Genomic DNA, 17,228 nt, shown 5'->3' on the forward strand with positions numbered 1-17,228 from the left:
GATTAAAAATAGCGGGATATTTCCCCAATCGCCATACCTGAATTTGCCGGCGCAGCGCAAGCTTTCGCGTGAAGGCTGTAGCCTTTAAAAAAGGCCGCGCCGTCCCGTGAAGGACAGCGCGGCCTGTATGTCGACACCGTAAAAGCGCTTACCAGTTAATGTGGCCAAGGAAATTCGGGTCCGCCGCCGAAGTATTGAGGACAAGAATCGTATTGCCGCCGCCTAGGTTGATCAGGACATTGGCGCCGGCCTGGGCGACCAGGGCGCTGTTGGCCACGCCATTGGTCACGGCATGGATGTCGATGCTGTCATTCTGGGCCGCGCTGAAGTCGGTGACCGTGTCCTTCCAGGTGCCGGTCAGGAAAACAAAGACGTCCGAGCCCAGCCCGCCGGTCAGGGTGTCATTGCCGACGCCGCCGTCCAGCCGGTTGTTGCCGGAATTGCCAGTCAGACCGTTGTTCAGCGAATTGCCGGCGGCGTTTATGTGCGTGGCACCCGTCAGGGTGATAACCTCGACCGCCCGGCCCAGCAACGAATAGGTCACCGAGCTGAAGACTGTATCCGTCCCTTGCAGATGCTGCTCGACAACATTGTCGCCGACATTGTCGACATAGTAGGTGTCGTCGCCCAGGCCGCCGACCAGCTTGTCCGCGCCGGTACCACCGTCCAGGACGTTGTTGCCGCTGGTCCCGGTCAGGGTATTGGCCAGCCCGTTGCCGGTACCGTTCAGATTCCCAGTCCCCGTCAGGCTGAGCACCTCCACCGCCCGGCCAAACAGCGAATAGCTGACCGACGCGATGATGGTATCGGTCCCCTGAAGGTGCTGTTCCTGGACGTTATCACCCGCGTTATCGACATAGTAGGTATCGTCCCCGAGACCCCCGACCAGCTTGTCGGCGCCCGTGCCGCCGTCCAGGACGTTGTTGCCGCTGGTCCCGGTCAGGGTGTTGTTCAGCCCGTTGCCGGTGCCATTCAGGTTGCCCGTTCCGGTCAGGGTCAGGATTTCCACCGCCCGGCCCAGCAGGGAATAGCTCACCGAACTGATGATAGTGTCGGTGCCTTCCAGGTGGTTCTCGCCGACGCTGTCGCCGGCATTGTCGACATAGAAGGTGTCGTCACCCAGCCCGCCCAGCATGCGGTCGGCGCCTGTACCGCCGTCGAGGCGATCATTGCCTTCGCCGCCGCTCAACAGGTTCTTGCCGCTGTTGCCGCCGAGGATATTGTTGCCGCTGTTGCCGGTCGCGTTGAAATCGCCACTGCCGGTCAGGCCCAGGTGTTCGAGATTGGCGCCCAGGGTGTAGCTGCGCGCGGCCAGCACCCATTCGGTGCCCTCGCCGGCCGCTTCGACAATGACATCGTCGGCATCGACGATATAGGTGTCATTACCCAGGCCACCGGTCAGGGTATCGTTACCGCCGGCACCTTCCAGCCAGTTATTGCCCGCATTGCCGCTGATCGCATTGGCCAGGCTGTTGCCGTTGCCGGTAAAGTTGCCAATGCCGGTAAAGGTCAGGTTTTCAAGGTTCGCGCCCAGGTTATAGTTGCGCGACGCCAGCACCGTGTCCGTGCCTTCACCGGCCAGTTCGGTCACCGCGTCGCCCGCCGCATCGACGACATAGCTGTCATTGCCCAAACCACCGACCAGGGTGTCGTTGCCGGCGGCGCCATCCAGTTGGTTGTTGCCGGTATTGCCGGTCAACAGGTTGTTGACGTTGTTGCCGGTCGCATTGAAATTGGCGGCGCCGGTGAGGGTAAGGTTTTCAATGTTGAGCCCGACCAGAGAATAGCTGAACGAGGCCACAATCAGATCGTTGCCTTCCCCGGCGTTCTCGACCACCTCGTCCGAGCTGGTATTGAGCATATAGGTATCATTGCCCAGGCCGCCGGCCAGGGTATCAGCGCCGGCGCCGCCGTCCAGCCGGTTGTTGCCGGTATTCCCGGTCAGCGCGTTCGCCAGGGCATTGCCCGTCCCATTGACGTCGAGCGCCCCTGTTAGTGTCAGGTTTTCGAAATTTTCCACGAGCGTCCAGTGGATCAGTGACGCGACCGTGTCGCTGCCGCCGCCCGCCTGTTCGGCGATCACATCCAGGTACGAATCCACGACATAGGTATCGTTGCCCAACCCACCGGTCAGAGTATCCGCGCCCCAACCACCATCCAGGCGGTTGGCCCCATCGTTACCCGTGATGTCGTTTGCGCGGCTGTCGCCCGTCGCATCAATGTTGTTCTGTCCTGTCAGGATCAGACGTTCGGTGTTGGCTATCTGAAGGATCCAGCGATCGATGTCCACCATCTGGAGCAGCGAAACCGAAACGGAGCTGTAGACAGTATCCGTTCCCTTGCCGGCCTCCTCGTAAACGGAGTCTTCGATATGATCGAGGATATAGGTATCATCGCCAGCGCCGCCGGACAGGGCGTCCTTCCCCTTCCCGCCATCGAGGAGATTGTTTGCGTCATTGCCGAACAGTGTGTCATTAAAAGCCGAGCCGACCAGGTGCTCAAGCTCGAAGTACTCACCGACCCCGCGCTGAATCCCCTGAGTAGCCTTGGCGTAGCTCAGGGTATCGACACCGTTACCGCCGTAGGCCGCTACCGAACTCGCGGTAGCGAACAACATATCATCGCCATCCCCGCCTTGAAGCTGGCTATCAGCCCCGCCGGTCAGCGTATCGTTACCGTCTCCACCCCACAATTGATCGTCAGCACCCCCGGTGACAAGGTCATTGCCGCCATTGGCCAGGAACAGGTCCTTTCCGGAGGTACCGTTCAGGACATGGCCTTCATTGTCGTCTTCGAAGACCGCACCGGTGAACAGGTCGATTGTCACGTATTGAGGTGAGCCGTACGGGATCGTCACCTGGCCGTCGCTGATGACGAACCCGAACCAAGCGTTCGCCCCCGCCCCGCTCTGACGGAAGGCCACCTGACCGGCAGCGAGTTGCACCTGGGTAAACTGCGTCGCGGCCACGCCATTGACAAAGATGCCGCCGCCGGCTTTCTGCCCGACCGTAAACGTCAGCGTGTCGCCATCGGCGTCAGTGGCATTCAGATCCGCTGTGGTGAGTACATAGGTTCCGCCCGATGTCACGAGGCCGCGGAAGTCGCCCGTCAAGACCGGAGCATCATTCACCAATTGGGCTTCAGCCACCGTGCGATCATCGAATCGGATGAATTCGAAATTGTCGAACGAGAAGGCGCCCGCTGCCGAGGTCAGTACATAGGCGCGACCACTGCCGCTATAGTCGCGAGCCACGGTGTAATCGGCATAGTTGCCGGACAGCACCAGGGTGTCGCTGCCGGTGCCGCCATTGGCTGACATCCCGGCCGCAAGGCGGATGGTGTCATCGAAACGCGAACCCGAAACGGCTTCAATACTGTTGAAGACGTCCGTGCCTTCGCCGGTGTTCTGTGCCGCGGTCTGCGTCAGGTCTATGGTAACCGCGTTGGTAGCCAAGGTGAAGTCGGCCCGGTCCACACCTTCGCCGCCATTCAGCGTGTCGTCCCCGGCACCGCCCCAAAGGGTGTCGGCGCCGCCATTGCCGGACAGGACATTGTGACCATCATTACCGTACAGCCGGTCGCTAAACGCGCCGCCGGCGGCATTTTCGATCATCACGCCGTTTGCGATAGCGAAGCCGCCACCGATCAGCGACCAATAGCCGCCGCCCGTCGACGTGTTGTCCAGAGTTGCCGGGCGCAGGTCGATCGAACCGGAAGCCTGGCCCGCCGACAGGGTGTCGTTGCCGCCGGTATCCCAAATCACGGTGAAGGCAGAATTGAATGTCGCCGTATAAACCGTATCGCCGGCATTGGCGGCGCGGACGCCATACCGGCTTTGGACGGCAGCGATATCGAGCGCGCCGGGGCCTGAGGGATGGCCTGGATAGTACCAGCCATTTTGCAGAGTGACGGACCAGAGCTCCTGATCCGACATGACGGTGTTGCGACGATCGTCGAGAATGTAGGCGTCCTGCAGTGGCGGCCACGGCATGAAACCTTCCAAAGGCTCGTTGCCGGCGTTCCAGGCCGGCTGAACCAGACCCAGCGCCAGGCCGGTTGCCTGCATATATTCCACGGCAAGACCGTACAGGTCGGCGTCACGATCATTGACCACGATGACGCGCGCCGAACCCGCCATGCCGGCCATTTCCGCGTTAAGACCCGTGTCGCCATAGAGGATGATCAGATCGGCCGTGGCAGACGAGTTGGTCCGGCTGAAGCTGACATTGGTGACGGTGCCCCATGTGGCGCCGGCCAGCAGGAAACCGTTCGCTTCATCGGTCGACCAGCCCAGGGTCGAGGTCTTGCCGGCAAAGGATTGCCCCTGGCCGGCGAAATAGACCGAAAAAATCCCGTCGCCACCATTGTTGCCTGTGATGGCGTCCACCGGATCCTGTGGAGCGACGGCGTGGGCGGTGATCGCGTAGCTTCCGGTCTGGTTGTTCGCACTGGCCGCCGAAACATAATAGGTTCCGCTCGTCTTCGCGGTGAAGCGCACGACCGCATCCTGCGTACCAGGACCGTCCTTGCTGAGCGCGAGTATGTCGCTGTAAGGATAAGGCGCACTGGTGCCCGCGATGATGCTGACCTGGGAATAGGTCAGGGGCTGGTCGCCTTCCGGCGTCACCGAGAAGACGTAGCTCTGTCCGGCTACCAGCTCGACGCGGAACCAGTCCTCGTCGAAATTTCGCTCCAGCCGGCTGTGGGCAGTTTCGTCCATGGCCAGGGTGCTGTAGGTACTCCTGTTCCCATAGACGTCGTTATCGTACTCCGCGCGCAGGGTGTATCCGACCAGATAGCCATGGCTGATGCTGACGTAATACTGCCCGCCTGTGGCGCTGTAGAAGGAGAGGGTGTTTTCGGGCAGTCCGCTCGGATTCGCCAGAACCTGGCCGTTCGCATCGAAAACCTTGAGCGCGAAATTCGCCGTCGTTAATATACCCGTGCCGGTATGTTTGGCGGTAAACGTATAGGCGCGCCCGGCTTCGAGTTCGATGCCATACCAGTCGGCGTCCTGAGGCGGGCTGTCGAAGTAACCGCGGAAATCAATGGAACCGGCAACCTCCTGGCCCAGCGTCAGGTGACCCGAAGTGGAGGTATTGTCCCGCATGGAATCCAGAAGACGCACATCCAGCTGATAGTCACGCATGATCAGGTTGGTGTTGTCGGGTGTGCCGTATCCGCCGCCGGCGCGGAAATAAACCGTTCCGGTCTCCATCGCCATGAATTGCAGATAGTTTTCGGCGTTCATGGTCCGGCCGTAAGGACCGCTCACAAGGGCAAGCGGTGTTCCGTCCGACCCGGGCCTGGACACCGAGTAGGTATTCCCGGCGACCACGTCGATCGCGTACCAGTCCTCATCGCTGCTGTATTCGATTGTGCCCTGGGTCACCTGACCGACGGGCAGTTTCACGGCAGTGGATATCGTATCGCCGACCGAGTCGGAATTGACTTCCGCAATGAGGTTGTAATAGCCGTTCGTCGTCCCACCACGCACATAGACATAGTAGGTACCAGTGACCGAAGCGGTATAGGCGAAGGTTTCGGCAAGTGCGAACCCCGGCGTGCCGCCGCCGGCCAGAACCGTACCGTCCGGTTGAACCAGCTGTATGCGATCCTGATTAAAGCGCGAGAACTGCGTGTCGACTCTGAAGAAATACGACTGACCGGCCGTAAGCGTGACCGCGTACCAGTCGACGTCATTGACGCCGTTGACATGACCGCGTGTCGTCACATCCACCGTCAGGGTGCCCGTCGTCGTCGCGTTGGCAGCCAGATCGTCCGGGACCCGTTCGCTGCGAACGATGTAGTCGCTTTGCGCCCCGCCGCCGATGACGAGGTTGTAGCTGCCGGTGGCCGTCGGCGTGAAGAAGATGTAGGCAATCCTCTCGTTATAGCCTTCACTCTCCGACGTAATGCCGCCGATCGACATACGATTATAATTGAAGATGCCGTCATCGAAATAAAAGCTGTAGGTCTGGCCGGCAACCAGCTGATAGACGAACGTATCGGTCTCATAGCCGGTAAGCGTACTTGATATCGCCGTACCGATCGTGGCCGCGACCGGGCCATTACGGTCGATATCATTGACGTCTGTGTTGAAGGTGACGGCGTAACCGCCGTACAGTGAAGGCATTGAACCCCATGCATTGACCGCAACATAGTAGGTGCCGCTGGTTGTCGGACGGTAGAAGCTATGGGCGCTCCCGCCGTCAGAAGTCGCGTTTCCGGAGACCCGCTCATAGGCATTGTAGGTAGCGTTGTAGCCCATGATCTGCAGGTAAGCGCTGTCGATCCCCGTCAGTCCCTCCACCGTGGCGCCGGCCAGGGTGAAATCGTAAACCACACCGGCCGTCAGTTGCACGGCGAACCAGTCGACGTCAGCATTGCGATTGGCATCCTCGCCTGTCAGCGTGCTGAACACCGTCTGACCTAAGGCGATCGTAGCGGTTGTCGTCGCATTGCCGATGATGTTGTCCGGCTGAATTTCCGTTATGCTCAGACGATAACGGCCTGTTGATGTCCCGACACCAGACACGCCGACAAGAAATGCGGCATTGCCATAGGACCGCCCGTAAACCACCTGGGCATTCTTGCCCGTACCGCTGTTGTCGTCGGAAATAATCACATTTCCGTAGCTGCTGTCCTTCAGGAACAATTCCGGATCGCCAAGAGGATCGGTGCCCGTTCCGGTCAGGCTGAAGACATAGGTTTTTCCGCCCACCAGATTGAACAGGTAACCGTCCTGATCGGATTCCGACGAGATATCCCCCTCCAGGGGAACGTCGACCAGCACAGGCACGGTGGTGTCATAGTACGGAACGTCGCCGCCGTTGATGTCGGCCCCTTTTGGATTGCCGCCGGATACTGCAAATGTCATGAAAGCCCCCAAGCTATTCAGCCTCAGTACCATAGAAACCGTGCGCGAAAATACCGTTTTAGGCCGCGGTGATCTGAAAATTTCCGGAACGACAATTCACCTTGCGCCCTGCGCGCGAACGGTTAAGTTGCCGATGAAACGGTTGCGGAGGCTGGCATGAAAATCTGGGCAGGCATGATCTTGACGGCGGCGCTGGCCGGGCCAGCGATGGCACAGAACAAGCCTGCCGAGCCGCCGTCGCCCCAGGATATTCTCGACCGCTCCGGCGCGGCGTCCTGGCGCAATATTCCCGCCGAGGACTTGGTGGTCATGACGCTGGCCGACGGCGGCCAGGTCATCTACCAGTTGGCGCCCGACTTCGCGCCCGTCCACGTCGCTAATATCCGCCAGCTCGTGCGCAGCGGCTATTTCGACGGTGCCGTCATCCTGCGCGTCCAGGACAACTATGTCGTCCAGTGGGGCCGTCCGGACGAGGATCCGACCAAGCCCGCAGGTATCGACGAAACCCCGCCGGCGGAATACGAGTGGCCGTTGAAGGGTCAGAAGTTCAAGCCCCTGCCGTGGCGCGATGCCTATGCGAAACAGGCCGGTCACATCGCCTCATGGCCGGTGGCGAGCGACGGCAAGACCGGCTGGCTGGTCCACTGCTACAGCCTGATCGGCGTGGCGCGCGACGTCGCGCCCGACACCGGCTCGGCCACCCAGCTTTACACCATCATGGGCCACGCCCCACGCCATCTCGACCGCAACCTGGCCGTGGTCGGGCGCATTGTCTCCGGCGTGGAACACCTGACCGCCCGCCCCCGCGGCACAGAGGCGCTGGGCTTCTACAAGACTGATGCCGAACGGGTAAAGATCGTCTCGGCCCGCATGGCTGCCGACCTGCCCGCCGGCGACCAACCGCACTGGCAGATCCTGGACAGCGACACGCCGACCTTCGATGCCTGGCTGTCGGCGCGGGCCAATCGCAGCGGCGCCTTCTTCGTCAAGGCCGCCGGTGCGCTGGATCTATGCAATGCATTGCCGCCGGTACGGACAAAGCCATAAATACAACCGAAAGTTACGGTATTATTGCGGCGCAACAACCTTGCCGCAAGGTAAGCCGCTTTCTACCTACCGGAGAATTTCCGTAATAGGTGTTCAATCTTCGCGAAGGCATTTCCTGCGGAGAAATTTTTTTCTATTCACATATTACCTTTTATATGACGTCTAAACATCAGATACGCGGCGATGTCATCTTTCACAAGCAGCACGAGTCTTAAGGTTAAGCCGTTCGCTGTCCAATTAAGCCAAATCACGAAAACTTCAATAAATAGCTTATTAACCTAAAAGCGCGATCCCTGTGTCTGAGGGATACCATGACCCGCCATCCATTGCGCAGACAATTGGGTCTTGGAAAGGTAGAAGCGTATGTTTTTCAAGAAGACAGACTCAACCGATCATGCTGTTCTCGACGCCCTGGACGCGTCGCAGGCCGTCATCGAATTTACGCCGGACGGACGTATCCTGACGGCCAACCGCAACTTCCTGGGGGCGGTCGGCTATAGCCTGGACGAGATTTCCGGTCGCCATCACAGCCTGTTCTGCGATCCCGCCTATGCCGCCTCAGCCGAATACCGCGCCTTCTGGGACGACCTGGCGCGCGGGGACTTCACCGCCAATGTCTTCAAACGCTTCGGCAAGGGCGGCCGGGTCATCTGGCTGCAGGCCACCTATAACCCCATCCGTGACCGTTCCGGGCGCGTGGTCAAGGTGGTCAAGTTTGCCTCCGACATCACCCCGCAAAAGGCACGCGATCTCGATATGGCCGGCAAGGTCGACGCCATCAACCGCGCACAGGCCGTGATCGAGTTCACGCCGCAGGGCGAGGTCCTGACCGCGAACGAAAACTTCCTGAAGGCGGTCGGTTATCGCCTCGACGAAATCAAGGGCCGCCATCACAGCCTGTTCTGTGATGGCGACTATGCTGCGTCCGCCGACTACCGCGCCTTCTGGGAAGCGCTGCGCCGGGGCGAATACCGCGCCGCCGAATACCGACGCCTGGGCAAGGGCGGCAGGGAAATCTATATCCAGGCGACCTACAATCCGGTGTTCGACGATACCGGCATGGTCGTGAAGGTGGTCAAGTTCGCCACCGACATCACTCAGAGCGTCCAGCGCCGCAACCGCAGCGCCGAATTGAACAAGAACCTGGGCGCCGTGGTCGAGCGCATCTCGGGCGCAACCCGCCAGGCTGGCACCGCCGCGGCCGCTTCCAACGATACCGGCGCCATGATCAATTCGGTCGCCGCCGCCGCCGAGGAGCTGAGCCAGAGCGTGCGCGACATCGCCAACAGCATGGGCCAGGCCCGCGGCAGCGTCGAGGGTGTCTTCCGCCACGCCGAGACGGCCAGCGCTTCGGCCGGGGCGCTGGACCGGTCGGCCGCCGCCATGACCAATATCGTCACCCTGATCCAGGATATCGCCGGACAGATCAACCTGCTGGCCCTGAACGCGACCATCGAGTCGGCGCGGGCGGGCGAAGCCGGCCGCGGCTTCGCCGTGGTGGCGTCGGAGGTTAAGAACCTGGCCAACCAGGCCGCCAGTTCGACCAAGACCATCGCCAGCGAGATCGCCACCATGCAGTCGGTCACCGGTGAAGTGGTAGGTTCGCTGGGGTTGATTTCGGAGTCGCTGACCGGGGTTCTGGACAATGTGACCTCGGTGGCCGGGACGCTGGAACAGCAGACAGCGGCGACGCATGAGATCACCCACAACATGCAGGTTGCCGTCGGCGCCGTGCGCGACATCAACGACAGTCTGGACACCATGTCGGCGACCTTCGCCGATGTCCAGGCGGAGTCGGAGAAGGTAAAGCGCGAGATGGATAATCTGGCGGCTTAACTACTTGGTCACGGCGATCATGCCGACAAAGTCGTCGTCGGAATCGCGGCGGCCTTGGGCGGGGGCGTACATGCGCGAAATCACCCCATCCAGGTACAGGGCATCGTCGCAATCCAGCGTGTCGCGGAAATAACCCGCGAAGTCGTAGAAGCTCACCGGCCCGTTCGAGATGGCGAAGACCAACTTGCCATCGTGATTGATCCCTACCCCGCTGCGGATCAGTTTGTTCTTCGAATCGACCGCAAACTGGCTGTTGATCGCACCCTTCTCGACCAGCATCGGCCCGGATTGGGTCGCCAGGGTAATCCCCGGCGTCAGCTTGAACGCCTGGGTGCGGACGATGTGACCGCCCATACCGTCGACATAGAATACGCCGTTGGGCTGAAGGAAGAAGTTACCACCGCCTGATCCCGTGTTCAGCGGCCGAAGCACCTTGCCGTCGGCGATGAACAGGCCCAGCGGCGTGAAGTCCTTCGCGAAAATCCCGGCATTGGTGGCGAAGACCAGGGTCCGCCCCTGCCCCTTCACCCGGGCGTCCAGGGCCGACAGCGAGCCGATGCGACGGCCCTTGGCGTCCTTCCAGTGGAAGCTCAGATGATCCTTAGCCGGATCGACCGTCACCCGGGTATAGCCGTCGCCAGCATGGGCAGGGACGGCGCCGGCCAGCCATACGCAAAGCCAAAAAATCACAAGGCTTCGCATTATGGACTCTCCCCACGCCCATGGGTTTGTCCCACGGCAATCCGGCGGTTTGAAGGCGGAAAATATCACCGGTCACTAACCGAATAGTTACGCTGGACTGATAGGCTTCCCCGACATGACCTAACCTGCCCGGATCCGCGTTTGAAGCGTCATTTCGTTGCCTTTCTGAATCTGTTCCGCGTCCCGACCGACAACATGCCGTTGGTCCGGGCGCAGTTCGATGCCTTTTCCAAACAGATCCCGCTGCTCTATTTCATCCTGACGACCAACTCCCTGGCCGCCGCCTGGACCTTCACCAAATTCGCCCCGGCCTGGCTGGCCGTCTATATTCCGACCGCCCTGTGTACCCTGTGCGGCGTGCGCTGCCTGTGGTGGTGGCGGGCGCGCAATAAAACCTTCGATGATGCCTTCATTATCAAGCATATGCGCGCCACCTCACAACTGGCGGCGCTTCTGACCTTTGGTTTTACAATCTGGGGCCTGCTGCTGTACCCTTACGGCGACGCCTACGCCCGCGGCCAGGTCGTGTTCTGTATGGCCCTGACGGTTATCGGCTGCGTCTTCTGCCTGATGCATCTGCGGCCGGCAGCCCTTTCGGTGACGTTATTCGCCAACGGCCCCTTCATCCTCTTCTTCTTCCTGGAGGGCCATGGCAGTCTGAAGGCGATCGCCGTCAACCTGGCTCTGGTGTCCGTGGCGATGATCATGATCCTGCTCGTCTATTCGCGCGACTTCGCGAAATTGGTCGAATCCCAGGCCGAGACCCGGCGGCTGTCGGACGAAAACTTCCGCATCGCCAATCTCGACGCCCTGACCGGCCTGCCCAACCGGCGCTGGTTCTTCGCCGAGCTGGAACGCCGCCATGCCGAGGCCGCCGCGCAAGCCACGGGCTTCGCCGTCGGCATCATCGACCTGGATGGCTTCAAGCCGGTCAACGACACCTACGGCCACATGACCGGCGACAAGGTCCTGAGCGAAGTCGGCCGGCGGCTCAGCAAGACCGGCGGCGACAGCGTCGCCCTGGCCCGCCTGGGTGGGGACGAGTTCGGCTTTATCATGAACGATTCCCCGACCGAGGAGCGGCTGAAAGCCTTCGGCTCGGCCCTGATCGAGACGGTGCGTCTGCCGTTTGCCATCGGCGGCAGCCATGCCGCCCTGGGCGCTTCGATCGGCGTCGCCATCTATCCCGACGCAGCCGACACCCCGGAATCGCTGTTCGAGCGCGCCGACTACGCCCTGTACCACGCCAAGCGCAATCACCGCGGCCAGGTCACGGTGTTTTCCAGCCGCCTCGAAGACCAGATCCGCAGCCACGGCGTCATTGAACAGGCGCTGCAGGCGGCCGATTTCGAAGCCGAGATGTCCCTGGTCTACCAGCCGATCGTCGATATCCGCACGGGCCGGGCGTCAACTTTCGAGGCCCTGGCGCGGTGGAATAACCCGTCCCTGGGCGCCGTCAGCCCGGGCGACTTCATCCCCGTGGCCGAACGCACCGGCCAGGTGCGCGGCCTGACCCTGGTCCTGCTGGGCAAGGCGCTGCGGGCAGCCGCGCAATGGCCCGAAACCGTGCGCATCTCGTTCAACCTGTCGGCGCACGATATTTCCCAGGCCGAGAGCGTCATCCAGATCATCGCCCTCGTCAACCGCAGCGGCGTATCACCCAAACGGATCGATTTCGAGATTACCGAGACTTCGATCTCATACGACTTCCAGCAGGCGCGCGCGGCAGTGATCGCCTTCCGGGCCCTGGGCGTCGGGATTTCACTGGACGATTTCGGCACCGGCTATTCGTCGCTGAGTCACGTCCACCGCCTGGCCCTGGACAAGATCAAGGTTGACCGCAGCTTTGTCGCCGACGTCACCACCAATCCGGTGTCGCACAAGATCATCAAGTCGCTGAGCGCCCTGTGCGCCGACATGGATCTGGCCTGCGTTCTGGAAGGGGTAGAGACGGCGGCGCAACTGGAGGCCCTGACACAGTTGGGCTGTACCCATGTCCAGGGCTACTACTTTGCCCGACCCATGCCCGAGCAAGACGTGGTGCATTATCTCGAGTCCGAGGACAAGCTGCCCTCGCGCCGCCGGATGAGCAAGTAAACCATCATTCCTGCATTGCGACGTTTTCGCGTTCCTGCCAACGCCCCGGCCGCTTGTGCGGACGGCATTTATGCAACGCCCCTATTCCACATTGTTACTTTCGTTAAGTTTCGATTTGACGATTTTGCGAAAGTGATGTTACGCTTTTGAAACGGTAATGGTGGAAATCGAAACGTATTGCCAGGTTTCGACGTCAGAAAAGCAAAAAAGCCAGCCGATTGAACACCTTGTGGAAAAGGATCGCACATGTCCCGTCGTCAAACTCTCCGCCGCACCGCACTGGCCAGCGCCGGAATAGCCGCCCTGCTGACCGCGGGACCCGTTTTCGCCCAGGCAGAAACGCAGCCGACAGCCCCTGAGACCGCCGATAGCGAAGTCGTTATCGTCGGCGTCCGCGGCAGCGTTGCCCGCGCCGTCAAGCTCAAGCGCGACGCCACCACGGTGCAGGATTCCATCAGCGCCCTGGAACTGGGCATGTTCCCCGACGACAACGTCGCCGACTCGCTCAGCCACATCACCGGCGTGTCGATCTCACGCACCGCCGGCGGCGAAGGCCAGAAGGTCAGCGTCCGCGGCTTAGGTCCTGAATACACCCTCTCGACCTTCAACGGCCGTATCCTGGCCACTGACGGCGCCGGCCGCGACTTTGCCTATGACGTCCTGCCGTCCGATGTGATCAGCGGCGCCGACGTCATCAAGGGGGCCGAGGCCGCCAATACCGAAGGCGCCATCGGCGGCCTGATCAACCTGCGTTCGGCCAGCCCCTTCGACAAGCGCGGCCAGCACGGCATCGTCCGCCTTGAAGGCGACCGTAACGGGATGTCGGAACTGGACGGCAAGAAGCTGTCGGGCGTCTACAGCACCACCTTCAACAACGACACCATGGGCGTCCTGTTCGGTGTCGTCCTGGAAGAACGCGAGGACCGCACCGATGTCGCCGGCAATGACGGCGGCTGGACGCGCAATGCCGATCCGACCGACGAAACCTGGATGTGGGGCAATGCCTGGGGCGGCTCGATCGACCCCAACGACAACGGCGTGCTGGACGAGGACGAATACGGCCTGATCGGCCCGGGCCAGTTCCGCGTCGGCTCTATCCTGGAACAGAAGAAGCGCACCGCCTTTACCGGCAAGTTCGAATGGCGTCCGGCCGACAATTTTCGCCTGACCATCGACGGCCTCACAACCAAGCTTGACTCGCCCCAGGTCGGCTATCAGCAGTCCTACTATCCGCTGTACGCCCCGGGCCGCTGGTCGAACATGGTCATTGAGGACGGCATCGTCACCGCTTTCGACATGAACAATCCCGATCCTGAGATGCGGATGAACCCGGAGTTGCTGAACCAGACCTCCTACCGCGTCGTCGAAACCGACCTGTTCGGCGTCAACGCCAAATGGGACCTGTCGGAGACCCTGACCCTGACCGGCGACCTTTACCGTTCGACCTCGAAGCGTCATTCCGGCGGCCAGGACAGCTATGTCGTTCTGCGCATGAACCAGCCGAACAGCGCTCATATCAGCCTGACCGGTGACCGCGTCCCCAATGTCGAGGTCAATTTCGATGACGGGCGCAAGCTAAGCGCCGGCCTGGCCAGCGGCGCCTTCTCGGAAGAGGATTTCAACACCCACTATTTCTCGCTGGCCGGCGACAATATCGACGATGAGATCAACGGCGCGTCGTTCGCCGGCACCTGGTATGCCGGCAAGGGCTGGTTCGAGAACCTGCAGTTCGGCGTCAACCTGACCGACCGCAAGAAGACGCGCGACCTGGTCAATAACGGCCTGACCGGCGGTGCCGACTACTATTCCGGCGACAACGCCATCAATGTCGGCGACCTGGGCAATGTCATCTCGCACAGCTTCACCCTGCCCAACTTCATGAGCGAGGTGCATTCGAACTTCCCGCGCACCTTCCTGGCCTTCGACATCCAGGCCTATCAGGATGCCCTGGCCGATTATGACGGCCATATCCGCCCGGACGGCGACCCTTACGAATATGCCGCCGCCGCCCCGGTGTGGAACCCGCTGCAAAGCTACCGCGTCACCGAAAAGACCTGGTCGGGCTATGTCCAGGCCAACCTGGCGGCCGATCGCTGGACCGGCAATGTCGGTGTCCGCATCGTCCAGACCAAGACTCATGCCCAGGCCTGGACCGCCGAGATCCTGGAGATCATCGAGAACGGCGCCTTCAACTACACCGCCGTCTATGACGATCCGTCGGTGGTCGAGCAGGACAATGACTACACCTACATCCTGCCGTCGGCCAACCTGAACTACCGAATCACCGAACAGTTGCGCCTGCGCCTGGGTGCCGCCCGGACCATGGCGCGGCCGTCGGTCGAGATGCTGGCCCCGACCAGCACGACCGAAAGCGTGTCGTGGGGTGAATTCACCCAGGTCTATGGCGGCAATGCCGAGCTGAAACCCTATTCGGCCGACCAGTTCGACGTCTCGCTGGAATGGTATTTCGGCAAGAACTCGATCTTCAACATCGCCGGCTTCCACAAGAAGATCACCGACCAGATCACCAGCAGCTGGGAAACCGGCGTCGATATCGGCGTGCCGGGTTACCTGTTCAATGTCAGCCGGCCGATCAACGGCGATTACGCCAAGGTCAACGGCCTCGAAATCGGACTGCAGCACTTCCTGGAGAACGGCTTCGGCCTGCGGGCGCAATATACCCGCAACTGGTCCAAGAGCTGGGTCGGCGATCAGGAACGTCCGCTGGAAGGCATTGCGCCGTCGGTCTATTCGCTGGGTGTCTTCTATGAAAAGGGTCCGGTGTCGCTGAGTCTGTCGGCCGACCATACGGACGGTTTCGTGACGGCGACCAATGTGCTGGGCGGCGGTTACAACGAAGAGGCCGATCCAATCACCTGGGTGACGGGGCATGCGTCGTACAAGATCACCGACCGGTTCGACATCACCATCGAGGGCCAGAACCTTCTGGACGAGGCCCAGACCTACAGCATCAACGGCAACCCGCTGCTACCGCAGGGCTATTACCGCTACGGCCGTTCGTTCAAGATCGGCGCCAGCTACAGGTTCTGATCTTAATCTGATACCTCCCCGCGCTCTTCGCGGGGAGGGGGACCGCACGAACGCGCCCCGCCGAAGGCGCAGCGCGTGAGATGTGGTGGTGGGGCGACTTCCTTCCTTTTTAACGACGAAAGCCCGATGCAACTCACGTCTCTAAAACGCCTGCGCGGCCTCTCGATCCTGCTCGCCTCGACCCTGGTCGCCTGCGGTGGCGGCACGGACTCCGCACAATCGGCGCCGCCCACCGCGCCTACGACTGTAACAACAACCTTCACCGCCACCGACACCGACTTCGCCAATCCGGAACGCGGCTTTTACGAAGCCGCGCCCACGGACCTGGACAAACTCACCGCGGCCTATATCGCCGACGCCTACGGGCAGGGTTACCGCCTGGTCTATGCAAGGATCAACCTGGAAGCCTACCGCGACAGCGACCTCCCGCCGGCCTTTCTCAACCGTCTTGAAACCGCTTTCGCCAAGGCGCGCGCCGGCGGTATCAAGCTGATCGTCCGCGCCACCTACAACTATCCGCGTGGCGAAACCGAATACCGCGACGCCAAAGATGCCTCGCTGTCGCGCGCGCTGGGTCACCTGAGCCAGCTCAAACCCATCTTCCACAACAATGCCGACGTCATTGCCTTCGTCCAGGCGGGATTTATCGGCGCCTGGGGTGAATGGCATACTTCGTCGAACGACCTGACCTCGCCGGCCAATCGCACAGCGATCAAGGACGCGCTGCTGGACGCTGTGCCTTCGACGCGGTTCATCCAGTTCCGCTATCCGCCTTATGTCCACGACTGGTACCCGACCTTGCCCGCGCTCGACGCAGCCCTGACCGGAAACTTCCGCGCGGGCTTCCACAACGACTGCTTCCTGGCCAGCCAGACCGACGTCGGCACCTATGACGAAGACGCCACCACCCGGGCCACGCAACAGGCCTATAACGACGCTCAGGGCGACCTGGCCCCGTTCGGCGGTGAAACCTGCAATCCGGCCGACGAAGCCTCGCCGACACCACGCACCGCCTGCAGCGACATTCTATCCGAAGGTGCGCGTTTCAACCTGACCTACCTGAACGATGGCTATTATCGCGGACTGTTTCACGACAAATGGACGAAGAACGGCTGCATGGCGGAAGTCCGCCGCAACATGGGTTACCGTTTCGCCCTGACCCGCGCTGAGCATGCCGCCACAGCGACCCGCGGCAGTGCCCTTACGGTCGATATCGCGGTGCGCGATGCCGGCTGGGCGCGCCTGTACAATCCGCGTCCAATCGAAATTCTGTTGCGCAACGGTGCGACGGTTCGCCGGATCGAAACCACGGGCGGCGATCCGCGCCGTTGGTTGCCGGGCGCGGAAACGTCTCAGACCCTCAACTTTACCATCCCTTCGGATTTGCCTGTTGGGACCTATGATGTCCTGCTGGCCCTGCCGGACGCGGACAGCCGCATCCGGACGGACACGCGCTATGCGATCCGCCTGGCCAATGCCGATAACACAGCCAAAGGGCAGACATGGGATGCAGCGCTGGGCGCCTTTGCGCTGGGTACGCGGGTGGAAATTAAGTAGGTCTGGATAGACGTTCCAAGGGCGCTATCCTCCAACAAATTTGTCGGCTATCACTGAC

General features: G+C 61.3%; 7 protein-coding genes. 5 read left to right on the forward strand and 2 right to left on the reverse strand.

Annotation, left to right across the window (positions count from 1 at the left end; translation table 11 throughout):
- Positions 1–148: 148 nt before the first annotated feature.
- Complete coding sequence (locus tag ABAC460_RS50675; protein ID WP_023451525.1) at positions 149–6,880, reverse strand: beta strand repeat-containing protein; 6,732 nt, start codon at positions 6,878–6,880, stop codon at positions 149–151.
- A 156-nt stretch (positions 6,881–7,036) separates the two neighbouring features.
- On the opposite strand from ABAC460_RS50675, the gene ABAC460_RS26190 reads away from it, so the two are divergent.
- Both ABAC460_RS26190 and ABAC460_RS26195 read left to right on the forward strand, forming a co-directional pair.
- Positions 7,037–7,927, forward strand: coding sequence for a peptidylprolyl isomerase (locus tag ABAC460_RS26190; protein WP_023451526.1), 891 nt, complete (start codon positions 7,037–7,039; stop codon positions 7,925–7,927).
- A gap of 363 nt (positions 7,928–8,290) precedes the next feature.
- On the forward strand, positions 8,291–9,763 hold the full coding sequence (locus ABAC460_RS26195; protein ID WP_023451527.1) for a methyl-accepting chemotaxis protein: 1,473 nt from the start codon (positions 8,291–8,293) through the stop codon (positions 9,761–9,763).
- Here the strand turns inward: ABAC460_RS26195 and ABAC460_RS26200 are convergent, their stop codons facing one another.
- Positions 9,764–10,453 carry a phosphodiester glycosidase family protein gene (locus tag ABAC460_RS26200; protein ID WP_162150286.1) on the reverse strand — a complete coding sequence of 230 codons (690 nt, stop codon included), beginning with the start codon at positions 10,451–10,453 and terminating at the stop codon, positions 9,764–9,766. It lies immediately after the preceding gene.
- A gap of 153 nt (positions 10,454–10,606) precedes the next feature.
- Between ABAC460_RS26200 and ABAC460_RS26205 the strand changes: the two genes are divergently transcribed.
- From ABAC460_RS26205 to ABAC460_RS26215, 3 genes are all read left to right on the forward strand, one after another.
- Positions 10,607–12,562 carry a putative bifunctional diguanylate cyclase/phosphodiesterase gene (locus ABAC460_RS26205; RefSeq protein WP_023451529.1) on the forward strand — a complete coding sequence of 652 codons (1,956 nt, stop codon included), beginning with the start codon at positions 10,607–10,609 and terminating at the stop codon, positions 12,560–12,562.
- A gap of 246 nt (positions 12,563–12,808) precedes the next feature.
- Positions 12,809–15,613 (forward strand): TonB-dependent receptor, encoded by a 2,805-nt coding sequence (locus ABAC460_RS26210; protein WP_023451530.1) that lies wholly within the window; start codon positions 12,809–12,811, stop codon positions 15,611–15,613.
- Between the two features lie 126 nt (positions 15,614–15,739).
- A complete protein-coding gene (locus ABAC460_RS26215; RefSeq protein WP_023451531.1) occupies positions 15,740–17,170 on the forward strand; it encodes a DUF4832 domain-containing protein in 1,431 nt (476 codons plus the stop codon).
- Positions 17,171–17,228 lie beyond the last annotated feature (58 nt).

This window comes from Asticcacaulis sp. AC460 (assembly GCF_000495795.1).
Classification (GTDB): Bacteria; Pseudomonadota; Alphaproteobacteria; order Caulobacterales; family Caulobacteraceae; genus Asticcacaulis.